This window comes from Chromobacterium sp. ASV23, assembly GCF_016428945.1.
GTDB lineage: Bacteria > Pseudomonadota > Gammaproteobacteria > Burkholderiales > Chromobacteriaceae > Chromobacterium > Chromobacterium sinusclupearum.
In genome coordinates, this window is the sequence record NZ_JAELTR010000040.1 from 1 (window position 1) to 13558 (window position 13558).

At 55.6% G+C, this 13558-nt stretch carries 13 protein-coding genes and 1 pseudogene; 9 read left to right on the forward strand and 5 right to left on the reverse strand.

Annotation, left to right across the window (positions count from 1 at the left end; all coding sequences use genetic code 11):
- Positions 1–180 precede the first annotated feature (180 nt).
- Both JHD59_RS15370 and JHD59_RS15375 read left to right on the forward strand, forming a co-directional pair.
- Positions 181–585, forward strand: a complete 405-nt coding sequence (locus JHD59_RS15370) for an N-acetylmuramidase domain-containing protein (RefSeq protein WP_199154865.1) — start codon at positions 181–183, stop codon at positions 583–585.
- Entirely contained in the window at positions 557–1303 is a 747-nt protein-coding gene (locus JHD59_RS15375) for a hypothetical protein (RefSeq protein WP_199154866.1), read from the forward strand. The genes JHD59_RS15370 and JHD59_RS15375 overlap by 29 nt, the downstream gene beginning before the upstream one ends.
- 670 nt (positions 1304–1973) lie before the next feature.
- On the opposite strand, the pseudogene JHD59_RS15380 reads toward JHD59_RS15375, so the two are convergent.
- Positions 1974–2243: pseudogene (locus JHD59_RS15380) on the reverse strand (transposase); the annotation flags it as partial.
- A gap of 166 nt (positions 2244–2409) precedes the next feature.
- Between JHD59_RS15380 and JHD59_RS15385 the strand changes: the two are divergent.
- A complete protein-coding gene (locus tag JHD59_RS15385; protein WP_103321080.1) occupies positions 2410–3069 on the forward strand; it encodes a hypothetical protein in 660 nt (219 codons plus the stop codon).
- Between the two features lie 212 nt (positions 3070–3281).
- On the opposite strand, the gene JHD59_RS15390 is transcribed toward JHD59_RS15385, so the two are convergent.
- Together JHD59_RS15390 and JHD59_RS15395 are read right to left on the reverse strand one after the other, a co-directional pair.
- Positions 3282–5732: an EAL domain-containing protein gene (locus tag JHD59_RS15390; RefSeq protein ID WP_199154868.1), complete on the reverse strand. Its 2451-nt coding sequence runs from the start codon at positions 5730–5732 to the stop codon at positions 3282–3284.
- On the reverse strand, positions 5729–7156 hold the full coding sequence (locus JHD59_RS15395) for a sensor histidine kinase (protein WP_199154869.1): 1428 nt from the start codon (positions 7154–7156) through the stop codon (positions 5729–5731). The genes JHD59_RS15390 and JHD59_RS15395 overlap by 4 nt, the downstream gene beginning before the upstream one ends.
- Positions 7157–7811: 655 nt before the next feature.
- On the opposite strand from JHD59_RS15395, the gene JHD59_RS15400 reads away from it, so the two are divergent.
- From JHD59_RS15400 to JHD59_RS15425, 6 genes are all read left to right on the forward strand, one after another.
- Positions 7812–8147: a helix-turn-helix transcriptional regulator gene (locus JHD59_RS15400; RefSeq protein WP_199154870.1), complete on the forward strand. Its 336-nt coding sequence runs from the start codon at positions 7812–7814 to the stop codon at positions 8145–8147.
- A 24-nt stretch (positions 8148–8171) separates the two neighbouring features.
- Positions 8172–8654 carry an ArsI/CadI family heavy metal resistance metalloenzyme gene (locus tag JHD59_RS15405; protein WP_199154871.1) on the forward strand — a complete coding sequence of 161 codons (483 nt, stop codon included), beginning with the start codon at positions 8172–8174 and terminating at the stop codon, positions 8652–8654.
- Between the two features lie 19 nt (positions 8655–8673).
- Entirely contained in the window at positions 8674–9168 is a 495-nt protein-coding gene (locus tag JHD59_RS15410) for an arsenate reductase ArsC (RefSeq protein ID WP_199154872.1), read from the forward strand.
- Positions 9169–9218: 50 nt separating this feature from the next.
- The gene (gene arsB / locus JHD59_RS15415) at positions 9219–10289 is read left to right on the forward strand and encodes an ACR3 family arsenite efflux transporter (RefSeq protein ID WP_199154873.1); all 1071 of its coding nucleotides are present in this window, start codon (positions 9219–9221) and stop codon (positions 10287–10289) included.
- A 374-nt stretch (positions 10290–10663) separates the two neighbouring features.
- Entirely contained in the window at positions 10664–10834 is a 171-nt protein-coding gene (locus JHD59_RS15420) for a CsbD family protein (protein WP_103321087.1), read from the forward strand.
- A gap of 148 nt (positions 10835–10982) precedes the next feature.
- Positions 10983–12272 (forward strand): NRAMP family divalent metal transporter, encoded by a 1290-nt coding sequence (locus tag JHD59_RS15425; protein WP_199154874.1) that lies wholly within the window; start codon positions 10983–10985, stop codon positions 12270–12272.
- Here the strand turns inward: JHD59_RS15425 and JHD59_RS15430 are convergent.
- Both JHD59_RS15430 and JHD59_RS15435 read right to left on the reverse strand, forming a co-directional pair.
- Entirely contained in the window at positions 12269–12586 is a 318-nt protein-coding gene (locus JHD59_RS15430; RefSeq protein WP_199154875.1) for a chaperone modulator CbpM, read from the reverse strand. The two genes, JHD59_RS15425 and JHD59_RS15430, sit on opposite strands and share 4 nt — an antisense overlap.
- Positions 12587–12591: 5 nt before the next feature.
- Complete coding sequence (locus JHD59_RS15435; RefSeq protein ID WP_199154876.1) at positions 12592–13530, reverse strand: DnaJ C-terminal domain-containing protein; 939 nt, start codon at positions 13528–13530, stop codon at positions 12592–12594.
- Between the last annotated feature and the right edge of the window lie 28 nt (positions 13531–13558).

Sequence of the window (13558 nt, forward strand, 5' to 3'; positions counted from 1 at the left end):
CCCCCCCCCCCCCCCCCCCCCCCCCCCCCCCCCCCCCCCCCCCCCCCCCCCCCCCCCCCCCCCCCCCCCCCCCCCCCCCCCCCCCCCCCCCCCCCCCCCCCCCCCCCCCCCCCCCCCCCCCACTTTTGAGTCTCGTGGGCTCGGAGATGTGTATAAGAGACAGACCGTAGCCGTAAGAAATTGGGAGAAAAAGACGCAAAAATGGCGGATGGCAGTGTAGAAAAACAAGACATTCGCGATAATAGTCAGGATTATTTACGCCTGATCAATGCCTATCGCTTAGACTGGCAGTCTGCTTTAAAATCAGCCTCTTGGGGAAAGTTTCAGATAATGGGAGCAAACCATGCGGCATGCGGCGCTGATGATATTAAAGAATTTGTTAAAGATATGTGTAAAAATGAAAAGGGACAAATTGACTTGCTGGCTGGGTTTATCAGGAAGAATGCCGCGCTATGGAAAGCCGTCCAAGACAAGAATTGGCATTTGATTGCCTATCATTATAATGGCCCGAATTATAAATCAGACACCAACTATGATGTAAAAATGAAAGAAGCTTATGAATACTATTGCAAAACTACTGTTTAGTGCCTACCTATTATCTGCATCTGTTATTTCTTATGCAGAGTTGAGGCTGGATATCAAATACTTAGGACTGTCGCAAAATTTCAATGATATTCCAAGTAGTAATCGTGCTGATTATGATAGAGTGGTAGCGCTCTGGGATAAGCAGAAAGAAGAAATCACTGCAGACCTGATAGTATCTGGCGAAGTATTAAACATTCCGAAACGAACTCCACCAATCAGATGGGGAGGATCCGGTCATGCCCATGCCATATTTAATGGAAAGGATTACTACATCAGGGCATTTTACTATCAAAATGCAAAACAAACTCAGGAAAATCACCAATCCACAATAGAAAATCGGGAAGGTATTGCCGTTCCTGGTGGTGGAGTGTGCATGCTGTACGTCCAAGACAAGGACTTGAATAAAGCCGCCTCGCTAAAAATAGCGCTGCCAGAAAATAATTTCGGCACCTGGTGTAACGGTGTGGATGGCTTAGGTGCCGCGGGAAAAGGCAGGGATGGGGTGATTGTAGCGCTGAGCTATTACCTGACCGGCAAGGCTCCAGCCAAAAAAGTACAGGACATCGGCCAAGGCTGGCGCTATATGACGGTGCTCATTCGCTGGCGCGAGGAAAATGGCAAGCTGATTTTGACTCAGGATGATAGCTGCCTGGGCAATCCAAACAAAATAAAAGACATCCCATCCGCTCGCAAGGCGCTTGACAAGTGTGGAGTCTAAAAAAATTGAAGGAACGGAGAAATATCGGACCTAGCATCGATAAAAAATAAGAATAATCAGTAGAGCCTCCTCACCTTGCTAGATATTTCGTGAGCCCCACTAAACAGGCCCGGCTTACGTAGATAATCTTGTTCTATGAAAAACAGCAATGTCCGGTTTATATACAAAACCGGACATTATTTCTGGGCCGTTCATTTACCGCTTCGAGAGATCTCCTACTTATCACAAGAGTTGCATTACTGCTGTGTAGTGATCGTCAGAAGCCACTATATACCAACGACAAACACGCATAACGTTGCGAACATGCAGTTACAGTAACCATAACCTTGCGAAACGATGAGGGTATTTTTTTCAGCAAGGATGAACAACACTAGCTAAAAATACAGGAAATTGCCTTAGTCGATCGGCTCGGCGAAGAGATTTGTTCAAGCAGCTTGAACAAGATGAGAAAGAGCTAGCTAGCGTCGGAACGATAACCCTGCGAATTTCGCAACATTATGGTTCCGATTGTGACCGGAAGCATAAAGTTTCATTGCGCAGGAAGCATATCCCTTCCAACACATGACGGTGCAGTCCGATCATAGGGCAGGATTGCCTACAGGAGCCGCGGCAGTCTACCAACGGATCACAAGTGTCTAGAGAAGCCCGGGCGATTCAAGCAGATGCACCCGCCTGAGCTTTTCTGGTAGGGAGTTTGGACCAGTAGCGTCTGCTGCCGCCTAGATAGCGTGCTGTTGTCCAAGACACTCCAGGTCAGGCACACGAGTTTGAACAGGCTTTGAATGAAACCGATGGACTGCCGCAACGCCAGCAGGAACAGGTTCTTGATGATAAAGCGGAGCCGAATGGCCGCATTGAGGTAGGCCTGTGATCGGCCCTCCTGCCCTCGCGGTTTTGCCAGCCATATCATCCTTGCGTCGAGCCAGATGGACAGAGAGCCGGACTAGATACCTACCTATCAATTCAGAACTAGCCCGTTCTTTCGCACAGGGGAATATAACTTTTTTTGTCCTAAGTTTAGCTAGCGTTTAGCAGCATTCAACGCTGGACAACGCGTTTTCAACGCAGGGTCTATTCCAGGCACCCCATTCTCTCTGGAGAAGCTGATGATCCCGATTCCAAGCCCAGTCACTCAAGTCCGTATTTTTCCGTATATCCCAGACTCGCACATCATTGTGCCCCCGGTATTTATCAGCGGCACCGGCACTTACTCAGTAGGCACGTTGGGTAAGAGCATTTTTTACAACCTTGACCTGACCGCGGGCGAATCACAAAACGGCGGGCCGCATGCCGGTAACAAATACTACGCCATTTGCAAGGGCGCGGATGGCAAGGAGTTCACCACTACCTGGCTGACATGCCTCAAGGGCGGCTCTACCCCTCAGTTCGGCCGTACCATCACCCTTGGCCGCCCCTCTGTCGCAAATGGCCCGCTAGTCAGCAACGACTACACTCGCTCTAAACAGGTTCACCTGTCGGATATCACTGTCAACGCCTTCATCCAACCAGATGAGCCTCTATCGCTGCCACTGATCGCCAATGGCAATGGCATTGCCTCCTTTGTAGGGCAGTTTCCCGGCGGCTTCTGGTCAGTTACCGTTACTGGTGGCGAATATGTGAATCCGTTGCAAGTCGGCATGACCGTCACCATCCAAGGCATCAATACGGCGACAGGCAAACCATGCTTCATCCCGGCCATCTTCGTCACGGAAGATGCCAGTGACCCTGCCGAGTTTGTTGAACACCGTATCCCGCGCGATTTATAGTTGATATTGCTGAAAATCAGTGAAAATCGAAGTGGTAATAAGCCGTGCTATGCCCCATCTGAAAATCGATTGGGTGTAGCACGGCTTGGTTTAATCTACGCCATTCAGCATCGGATTCTGAGGCAGACCTTTCAGGTCAGACAACCTGCCTCATTCAGTAAGCAACATGAAACTCCTTGGTTTGCAGTTTGACATGATCAAGACCGCGAGGCTTAGCACCCAGCACCTAATATCATCCCATGGTTCTTCTGTAACAGAGCAGTAAACTGCTCCATCTGCAAGGGAACCGAGTATAAATAACCTTGCACGTAATCACAGTAACTGGCTCTTAGAATAGCAGCCTGCTCCACCGTTTCTACCCCTTCTGCGATGACCTCCAATCCTAGCTTATGCGCCATGACGATGATAGCCTCGCATAATGCAAGGTCTCGCTGATCTTCTGCCAGCTGTCTGATAAACGACTGATCGATTTTCAGGTAGTCCAGTCGATATTGCTTCAGATAGGACAATGCGGAATAGCCAGTACCAAAATCATCCAGCGCGATGCGAATACCAGCAGCGTGATAACGCTCCAGCACCTCCTGCACCCCTACAGGAGTCCCCAGCAATAAACCTTCGGTGATTTCCAATACCAACGCATCACCAGGTACGCCGCTACTTGCCAGCTTATCCAGCCAACGCTGGTGATTATCTGCCTCCCGAAAATGCAAAGCAGACACATTGATGGAAACGCTTAGCTGTTTGCCATGCTTTTGGCGCCAGATGCCCACACTCCTCAGAGCCTCTTCGAAGACCCATTCAGAAATCTCATCTATCAAGCCACAGTCCTCTGCAATCGGGATAAAGACAGAAGGCTCGATATCACCATGCTCCGGATGCCTCCAACGCAGCAAGGCCTCTGCCTTCGCTACCTTTCTCGTCGCCATCTCAATGATCGGCTGGTAAACCAGATAAAACTGGTTTTGTTCCAACGCTTGATGCAACCCGCTGGAAATGTGCAACCGAACCTCCGAGGCCCTCTGCATGACCGGCTCAAAAAAACAGTGTCGGTTGCGTCCCGCATGTTTGGCACCATACATAGCTTGGTCGGCATTACGCAGCAGCTCCTCTACGGTGATGCCATCTGCGGGGGACAACGCAATGCCAATACTGCCCGTAACATAGCAAGTGGTCTTTTCCAGCTCTACAGGCTCAGCCAGCCTGGCGAGCAGTTTCTGGGCCACCTGATCAACACTGCCCGGTGTGTCGATATCACCGAATACGATGCAGAACTCATCACCGCCCAATCTAGCCACCGTATCGCTGGCACGCATACAGTCTTGCAAACGCTGCGCCACTACTGCCAGAACCTGGTCTCCAAGGCCGTGACCTAGGGAGTCGTTGATGGTTTTAAAGTGATCCAGATCGATAAGCAACACTGCGATCATCTTGTTTTGGCGTACCACTTGGCTCAGCTCATACTCCATCCGGTCATATAACATCCGACGGTTGCATAGATTGGTAAGCGGATCATGCTTTGCAAGAAAGTCTAGTTGTTCCTGCGCCGCCAAGACCGAACTGATATCAGAGAAAACCAGCACGTAATTACCAATTGTGCTATCCACTCCAGGCACAACGCTGATGCTCTCCCAAACATTGATCATGGAGCCATTCTTATGCTGGTAACTAGCATTGCCCTGCCAAAGCTTTCGCTCTCCCTGACGTAACTGCCTCAGAAAAGTCGCACTGTGTGGAACTTGATAGATCACATCTATATTCGACCACTTTTCCACCTCATCGATGCCATAGCCAGTTAACTGGGTAAAGGCAGGATTGACTGAAATCACTTTGCGCTCAGCATCCAAAATCGCAATACCCTCGGCAGTGGAGTCGAACACGATAACCGCTTGCCGGAGTCGCTCCTCAGTCTGGCGCCGCCCTGTCACATCCTGCATCACCCCTATAATACGGCCTCCATTCGCACCTTCATCGAAGCGCTTACCATGCGTTTCCATCCAACGCACATTCGCAGGATCCTCTGCATGAGTACGAAAGCTCACATTGAAGCTGCCACCATCCTGGCGGGTCCGCTCAATTGCCTCCGCTACCACAGACTCGTCGCGCGAATCGATCTGTTGTAGAAAATGACGAATGGACTCGCAGACTACAGAGTTAGGCGAAAGCAGTTCCTCTTCATTCAGACTGAACACGTTCATCTGGTCGATTTCGACATTCCACTCCCATACCTCCAGCTGCCCTACCTCCATTGCTCTACAAAACCGCTCGACTTGTATGTCGGTATTTCGCTGGATGCCAAAGCGCACCATGGTCATCTGCAGAGTGGCATGTAACTCTCTAGGCGAGACCGGCTTGACCAGATATCCGTAAGGCAAGGCACTTTCAGCACGCTGCAGCGTCGCATCTTCGGCGTAAGCGCTGAGGAACACTATGGGAATCCTCAATTGCTGGTGGATTTCCCGCGCGGCATCAACACCATCCATTGGGCCTTCCAAGTGAATGTCCATCAATACCAAATCGGGGAGTTGCTCCCGTGCCTTGTCTATCGCCAGCTTGCCACTGGCGACTACGCCGCAAACGGAATAACCCAAGGCCTGCAACTGCAATTGCAAATCCATGGCAATGATTCGCTCATCCTCCACGATCAAAATGCGAATGTTTTTCACGGTGAGTCTCCCGCACCAAACACCGGAAAGCGAGCCTCGAAACGGACACCCGGCTGATTGTCATGCATGCTCAACTCCGCACCCATCTGCTCGGCCAGCATCGGCACCAGCTGCAATCCTAATGATTTCGATTGGCCGGCAGCGATCGGAGAGGGCATACCTACCCCATGATCAGCAACCACTAGCAGTGCATGCTGTGCATCCAGCAAGGACAAAGTGATCCAAATCGTTCCCTGGCCATTGGGATACGCATGTTTAAGCGCGTTGGTCAGCAGCTCATTGATCAACAAGCCGCAGGGCGTGGCACGCTGCAGTTCAATGCAAACCAAACCCACCGGCGAGTTCAGTTCCACCTGCAGCCGACCGGCTAGCAGACCGTAGCTGCTCAACAGTAATTGGTTGATGCGCTGTAAATACTCTCCCAGATCAACCTTGGAGAAATCATGCCGCTCGTACAACAACTGGTGGATCAACGCCATAGAACGCACCCGCGCCTGGCTGTCCTGCAAGACATGGCGAGTGCTTTCCTCCTCAACATAATGTGTCTGCATATTGAGGAGACTGATGATGACCTGCAGGTTGTTCTTGACGCGGTGGTGTACTTCATTGAGCAGGGTAGTTTTCTCTTGTAGCGCCATTTCTAATTGGTGCTGCACCTGCTTGCGCGAAGTGATATCGACAATGCCAGCAAGCACCATTGGACCATCCTCCGTTTCAATCGGATTGAGCCCAATCTCGATGGGAAACTCACTGCCGTCCTTGCGCAGGCCGAACAGATCGCGGCCCACACCCATTGGGCGCGCCTCTGGTCGCTGCTGGAAGCTCTGCCGAAGATGGCCATGCTGACGGCGGAACCGCTCGGGCACCAATCGTTCCATCGGCATGCCAAGCAGTTCATTGGAGCCATAGCCAAACATTGATTCGGCCAGGCGGTTGAACAACGTGATGGCACCTGCGGTGTTCACCATGATCATGGCGTTTGGCGCCTCTTGTACCACTTGGTGGAACCGTTCTTCCAAACGCTTGCGCGGACTGATATCCCGCGTGATCTTGGCGTAGCCGCGCAGTTCTCCGGAGGGGTCGTACAGCGGCGTCAATACGATGTCTGCAAGGAAACGACTGCCATCCTTGCGCATGCGCCAGTCCTCGCCAGTATAACGTCCCTGCTGCCGGGCGATGGCCAGCTCCTGCATCGCCTTTTGCTCGGCATCCGCAGAAGGGAGGTAAAAGCAGCTGAAGTGCCGACCGATGATCTCATCGGCACAATAGCCTTTCATGCGTTCCGCTCCGGCATTCCAACTGCACACCCGGCCATCGGTATCGATCATGTAGATCGCGTAGTCTTTGACACAGTTCACAAGCAGACGAAAGCAGGCATCACTTTCGCTGATTCCGGGCAACACCATACTCTCGGTTGTCTGCATTACAGACCCCCCTTTGTGGGCGCATTAACACATTATCGTTTGATGCCCACCGATACCTTGCCTACCTATCTTAGCTGCTAGCTGGACTATTTGTGCCCGTTCAACACATTTTGAGAATTTTATGTGAGCTAGGCATTGCCCTCGTTCCTCATTCAATACTCCTGAATCTCCACCGTTTTCCTAGATACTTCAGTGGGTTTCTCTTCGAAAGCAGCCATCCGAGTGCTACCGTGTGGACTTCCGCTTTGGCCGAACAGCAGCCCCCATATCACACAGTCCGCCCTGACAAGTAGCGCACTCTTTAAAGTTGGGAACCATAAGCTGGCCAAAATCGACGATTTGCACCCATAAACTGGCCAAGAACTGGAACGATGTTTCAAACGCGGAAAGCCTTGCTGAGAAACGCTTTCAAGGGGCCGGAGTGGAGAAAAACGGAATGTATTTGGGACGGCGGAGTGGCTAGAAATGCGAAACGGGAAGTATAAGCTGGCCGTTTTGGCCAACTTATGCTTCCCGTCACAAACTATTGTGACCGGAACCATATCTTGGCCGCCCTTGGGAACCATAAGCTGGCCGCACACAAAAATCTGCACATGCTCTTTCTTGATCATTCCATCTGCTTGACAATACTCGTTATTTCTATAAATATAGAAATATGGAAACAAAAACCGCTGTCACCCTCTTGGCCGCTCTGGCGCAGGACACGCGCCTGGCGATCTACCGACTGTTGGTCCAGCAAGGCCCCGAAGGCCTGGCGGTCGGTCAGATCGGCGAGCGGCTCGCCGTGGCCAATGCCACGCTGTCCTTCCACCTGAAGGAGCTGTCCCATGCCGGTCTGATCCTCGCTCGCCAGGAAGGGCGCTTCATCTACTACTCGGCCAACTACGAGCAGATGAACGGCCTGTTGGGCTTTCTGACCGAGAACTGCTGTCGCGGCGAGGCTTGCACGCCGGCGAGCAACATCACACCCTGCGATGGCGCTTGCTCATAACGAATCACTACCGGTAATTCGACTATGAAACGCTTTCACGTACACATCGCGGTAGCCAACCTGGAAGACAGCATCCGCTTCTACTCGGCGCTGTTCCACGCGCAGCCCACGGTGCAGAAGACCGATTACGCCAAGTGGATGCTGGAGGATCCGCGCCTCAACTTCGCGATCTCTAGCCGCGGCGGCGCCGCTGGCATCGACCACCTGGGCTTTCAGGTGGACAGCGAGGAAGAACTGGCGCAGCTGCAGCACCAATTGCAGGCGGCCGACATCAGCATGGTGACGCAGACCGGCACCGCCTGCTGCTACGCCGAGTCGAACAAGCACTGGGTGACCGATCCTTCCGGCCTCGCCTGGGAGAGCTATCAGACGCTGGCGTCGATCCCGACCTTCAACGGCGGGGAATCTGCCTCCGGCGAACCGGCCAGCGCTTGCTGTGCGCCGAAGACTGCCACGGTCAAGATCACACCCAAGAACAATTGTGCGCCCGGCAGCGGGTGCTGCTGAGCGCCAAAGGAAACCTGCCATGAACCAAGCCATGGTCAATGTGCTGTTCCTGTGTACCGGCAATTCCTGTCGTTCCATCCTGGCTGAGGCGGTGTTCAATCACCTGGCGCCGGCGGGCTGGCATGCAATGAGCGCCGGCAGCCAGCCGACCGGACAGGTGCACCCGCGCTCGCTGGCGCTGCTGGCACAAGAAGGGATTGCCACCGACGGCTACCACAGCAAATCCTGGGATCACCGGCCGGCTACGCCTGATATCGTGATCACGGTATGTGCCAGCGCCGCCGGCGAAACCTGCCCGGCGTATCTGGGCCCGGTCCTGCGCTGCCACTGGGGCGTGGAGGATCCTGCCCATGCGGCGGGCAGTGATCAGGAGATCGACGCAGCCTTCCTGACGGCCTATCGCATCTTGCGGGCGCGGATCGAGGCGTTCTTGGCCCTACCGCTGGACGCGCTGCGCCAGGACCGGCCACGGCTCAAAGCGGAGTTGGATCGCATCGGTACGCTGCACCCCTGACACTGCCCTCACCGCAGCGCGCAGAATCGCCCCACCCCACGGAGAATGGCATGTCCTCCCCATCTGAAGTCGCCCATCCCTGCGCCGCCGGCGCCCCGCTGAGTCTATTCGAGCGCTACCTAACCGCCTGGGTTGCCCTCTGCATTGTGGCCGGCATCGGCTTGGGGCAGGCCTTCCCCGGCCTGTTCCACGCGATCGGCGGTTTGGAAATCGCCCAGGTCAACCTGCCTGTAGGCCTGCTGATCTGGGTGATGATCATTCCGATGCTGCTGAAAATCGATTTCAGCGCGCTGCACCAGGTTAAGGCGCACATCAAGGGCATCGGCGTCACCCTGTTCATCAATTGGCTGGTCAAGCCGTTCTCGATGGCCTTTCTGGCTTGGTTGTTTATTCGGGTATGGTTTGCGCCGCTTCTGCCTGCAGAGCAGTTAGATAGCTACATCGCGGGCCTGATCCTACTGGCGGCTGCGCCGTGCACCGCCATGGTGTTCGTCTGGAGCCGGCTGACCGGTGGCGATCCGTATTTCACGCTGTCCCAGGTGGCGTTGAACGACCTGATCATGGTGTTCGCCTTCGCGCCGTTGGTCGGCCTGCTGCTAGGCGTTTCCAGCATCGCCGTGCCGTGGCCCACGCTGTTGACTTCGGTGGGGCTGTATATCGTGGTGCCGGTGCTGATCGCGCAGGCGATCCGCAAGACACTGCTGAACAAAGGGCAAGCGGTATTCGATGCCGCCATGCATCGCATTCAGCCGTGGTCGATTGCGGCGCTGCTGCTGACCCTGGTGTTGCTATTCGCCTTCCAGGGCAAGGCCATTTTGCAGCAGCCGCTGGTGATCGCGCTGCTGGCCGTGCCCATCCTGATCCAGGTGTTCTTCAATTCGGCGCTGGCCTATTGGCTCAACCGCCAGGTCGGGGAAAAACACTCGGTGGCATGCCCGTCGGCGCTGATCGGCGCCTCCAACTTCTTCGAGCTGGCGGTGGCGGCCGCGATCAGCGTGTTCGGCTTCCAATCTGGCGCCGCCTTGGCCACGGTGGTGGGCGTGCTGATCGAGGTGCCGGTGATGCTATTGGTGGTACGCATCGTCAACTCGACAAAGCCTTGGTACGAGCGCACAGCCTGAGCGTCGCTGCGGCCGCTGGTGAGCAACTTTAACTTCGTTCAGACACGACGGTTGCGAACATACACTCCCGCCCAAAACTTGGCTAACCACATGATTCTACTGATGAACACCCTAATCGGGACGACTAGCGCCTCGCAGCCGCAAGACTGCCGCGCCGCTACATCACCCATCTAGCCAAAAGCATGAAAATCCTTTTTTCCTGGCTTTCCCTTAGGCTGAATATCGACCAAGGCCACCTCTGCATTTTTTCCCGAGAGTTATGTGCGCTCCCGTACATACCCCGCCAGCATTCGCGCTTACGCTCATAGGGTATTGCTGGGCCACACGCACTGCGTACTGTCTTGCAATCGCGTCCAAACCAACGGGAGAACGCCATGAACAAGGATCAGATCAAGGGAAAATTCAAGGAGATCACCGGCAGCATCAAGGAAGCCACCGGCAAAGTCATTCACAACAAGAACCTGGAAGAAAAAGGCACTCAGGAGAAAAACCTGGGCGAAGCCCAGTCCGACATGGGCAAACTGAAAGATGAGCTTAAAAAATAGATTATTTGCATAAGCCATCCCGCGGCTCGCCATGATGACGACAGCAAATCCGGCATCGACGGGCTGCGGTGGATTCTGGCTTGGCAAGGTGATGATTTGCGGCGGGGCCGCCTTATCTCCGAGCCCGCAATCAGTGGAGGATGCGCCCATGGCAGCTCAGACTCGCAAACGGCAACCGCTGTGGCAGCGTATCAAGGCCCATCCACTGGCGCGGATCGGCCCGGGACTGATTACTGGCGTAGCGGACGACGACCCAAGCGGCATCGCCACTTATGCGCAGGCCGGCGCGCAATTCGGCCTGAATATGCTATGGACCATGCCGCTGGCCTTTCCGCTGATGGCTGCCGTGCAATCGATGTGCGGCAATATGGGCCGCGTCACTGGCAAAGGACTGGCCGCCAACATCAAAGATGCCTTCTCGCCATTGGTGTTGCGGATATTGATCGTGCTGCTGCTGATCGCCAATATTCTAAACATCGCGGCAGACGTTGCCGCCATGGGAGAGGTGACGGAATTGATCTCCGGCCTGAACCGCCACCTGATGACCACTATTTTCGTCTTTGCCATCCTGCTGCAGCAAATGTTCGTCCCTTATCATCGCTATGTGTTCTTTCTCAAATGGCTGACCCTCACCCTGCTGGCCTACACCGCGGTTCTTTTCACCGTGCATGTGCCATGGCCAGAAGTCGCTCTGCGTACGGTCTGGCCTCGCTTCACGCCCAATGCCAATGCCGCCGCCGTGGTAGTAGGCGTATTTGGCACCACCATCAGCCCCTATCTGTTTTTCTGGCAGGCATCGGAAGAAGTCGAGGACATGCTGGCCGTCAAGGGTAGCCGCGCGCTGATCTTGGATAAGCGCGTCGCGGCGTCGGAGTTGCGCCGCATACGCTGGGACACCTGGAGCGGCATGTTCTATTCCGACATCACCGCTTTCTTCATCATCCTGGCCACCGCGGTCACGCTGCATACCGCGGGCATCACCGACATCACCACCGCAGCGCAAGCCGCCAGCGCATTGCGGCCGCTGGCGGGCAATGCCGCCTACCTGTTGTTTGCCTTGGGCATTATTGGGGTCGGCCTGATAGGCGTGCCGGTGCTGGCCGGCGCGGGAGCGTATGCGGCATCGGAGGTGATGGGCTGGAAAGAAGGGCTGGAGCGCAAGGTGCGCGACGCTCGCGGTTTTTACAGCATCATCGCCGTCAGCATGCTGCTGGGGCTCGGCATCCAGTACTCGCCGATCAGCCCGATGAAGGCGCTGTTTTGGAGCGCAGTCATCAACGGTGTAGTCGCCGTGCCTTTGATGGTGGTGATCATCATATTGGTTTCCAAAAAATCGGTGATGGGGGCATACACCGCCAGCCGGCCTATGACCATTCTGGTCTGGATCGCAACACTGGTAATGGGGGCCGCGGTGGTGCGCATGCTGATGCCGGGCTAGTGCTTGCCAGTCCGATCCAGACGCGCGCGCAAGGCCTGCAGCTCGTCCAGCAGATCCAGCACCAGCGCCACGCCGGAGGGATTGATCTCTAGATCGCACGACAAGCGCCAGGCCACCCGCGCGCGCCGCAAGGCATCGCCACGGAAACGCCAATTCTGCGGCGACTCGCCCTGCGGCTCCAGCGCGCCCTCCCGTACCCAGCGAATAACAAAGGCCTCTTCGGCATGGCTGGCCTGACACAGTTCAAGCAGCGTCAGCTCCAGTTGCTCCTCCACCACCACGCCCTGAGTCACTGCCGGCTGGTTCTGATCCATGATGGCTATCCTTTCAACGCGCAGCGCGGATTGAAGTCAAAGGCATGAGCCATGGCCTGGTAGGCAGCGCGCTCCCGCTCGCCCGCCACCGGCGGTAAGACTATCGTCAGCGCCACGTATAAATCGCCCGGCACGGCACCGGGAATGCCGCGCCCCTTCAGGCGCAATTGTTTCCCGGCCTGGGATCCCGGCGGTATCTTGAGCTGAACCGGACCATCAGGCGTGGGCGCTTCTACGGATGCGCCAAGCGCCGCCTCCCACGGCGACACCGGCAGATCCAGGAACACATCGCGCCCTTCGACACGAAACAGCCGATGGCGCTTGAATTCAATTTCCAGATACAAGTCGCCGGCCGGCCCGCCTCCGGGCGCCGCGCCTCCCTGTCCGGCCAGGCGCAGATGTTGCCCCGCCCGTATGCCTTTGGGGATGGCCACCGACAAGGTGCGCGTCTGCAGCACCACATGGCCGTCCGCAGTCTGGGTCGGCATCCGCAACTCCACGCCGCGTTGGCAGCCGTGGTAGGCATCTTCCAGATCAATCTGCACTTTGGCGTGATGATCCTGCCCGACGCCATGGGCATGAGGGTTCCCGCCGCCTCGCGCGCGCCGGCCAAACAAGGATTCGAAGAAATCGTCCTGATCAGCCGCAAATCCTCTGCCGAAATCACGGCCATCAAACTCGAAGCCGCTGTCCCAATCCGGCGGAGGCTGGAAGTCCTGCCCGCTTTTCAGATCGCTGCCCATCAAATCATAGGCGGCGCGCCTCTCAGGGTTCTTCAATACCGCGTAGGCCTCGCCGAGTTCCTTGAAGCGCGTCTCCGCATCCGCCTCCTTGCTGACGTCCGGGTGGAATTTTCGCGCCAGCTTGCGATATGCCTGCTTGACCTCATCCTGCGTAGCGGTGCGCGCAATCCCGAGCGTTTCGTAATAGTCGCGGAACTTCATGGCCGCGCGCTCAGGCTGCGGACCCGTC

Bases quoted from the DNA above. Each gene is read 5' to 3' on its own strand.
- JHD59_RS15425 (WP_199154874.1), top strand. From the start codon at position 10,983: ATGGCAGCTCAGACTCGCAAACGGCAACCGCTGTGGCAGCGTATCAAG.
- JHD59_RS15395 (WP_199154869.1), bottom strand. From the start codon at position 7,156: ATGCAGACAACCGAGAGTATGGTGTTGCCCGGAATCAGCGAAAGTGAT.
- JHD59_RS15405 (WP_199154871.1), top strand. From the start codon at position 8,172: ATGAAACGCTTTCACGTACACATCGCGGTAGCCAACCTGGAAGACAGC.
- arsB (WP_199154873.1), top strand. From the start codon at position 9,219: ATGTCCTCCCCATCTGAAGTCGCCCATCCCTGCGCCGCCGGCGCCCCG.
- JHD59_RS15420 (WP_103321087.1), top strand. From the start codon at position 10,664: ATGAACAAGGATCAGATCAAGGGAAAATTCAAGGAGATCACCGGCAGC.
- JHD59_RS15385 (WP_103321080.1), top strand. From the start codon at position 2,410: ATGATCCCGATTCCAAGCCCAGTCACTCAAGTCCGTATTTTTCCGTAT.
- JHD59_RS15410 (WP_199154872.1), top strand. From the start codon at position 8,674: ATGAACCAAGCCATGGTCAATGTGCTGTTCCTGTGTACCGGCAATTCC.
- JHD59_RS15400 (WP_199154870.1), top strand. From the start codon at position 7,812: ATGGAAACAAAAACCGCTGTCACCCTCTTGGCCGCTCTGGCGCAGGAC.
- JHD59_RS15430 (WP_199154875.1), bottom strand. From the start codon at position 12,586: ATGGATCAGAACCAGCCGGCAGTGACTCAGGGCGTGGTGGTGGAGGAG.
- JHD59_RS15435 (WP_199154876.1), bottom strand. From the start codon at position 13,530: ATGAAGTTCCGCGACTATTACGAAACGCTCGGGATTGCGCGCACCGCT.
- JHD59_RS15375 (WP_199154866.1), top strand. From the start codon at position 557: ATGAATACTATTGCAAAACTACTGTTTAGTGCCTACCTATTATCTGCA.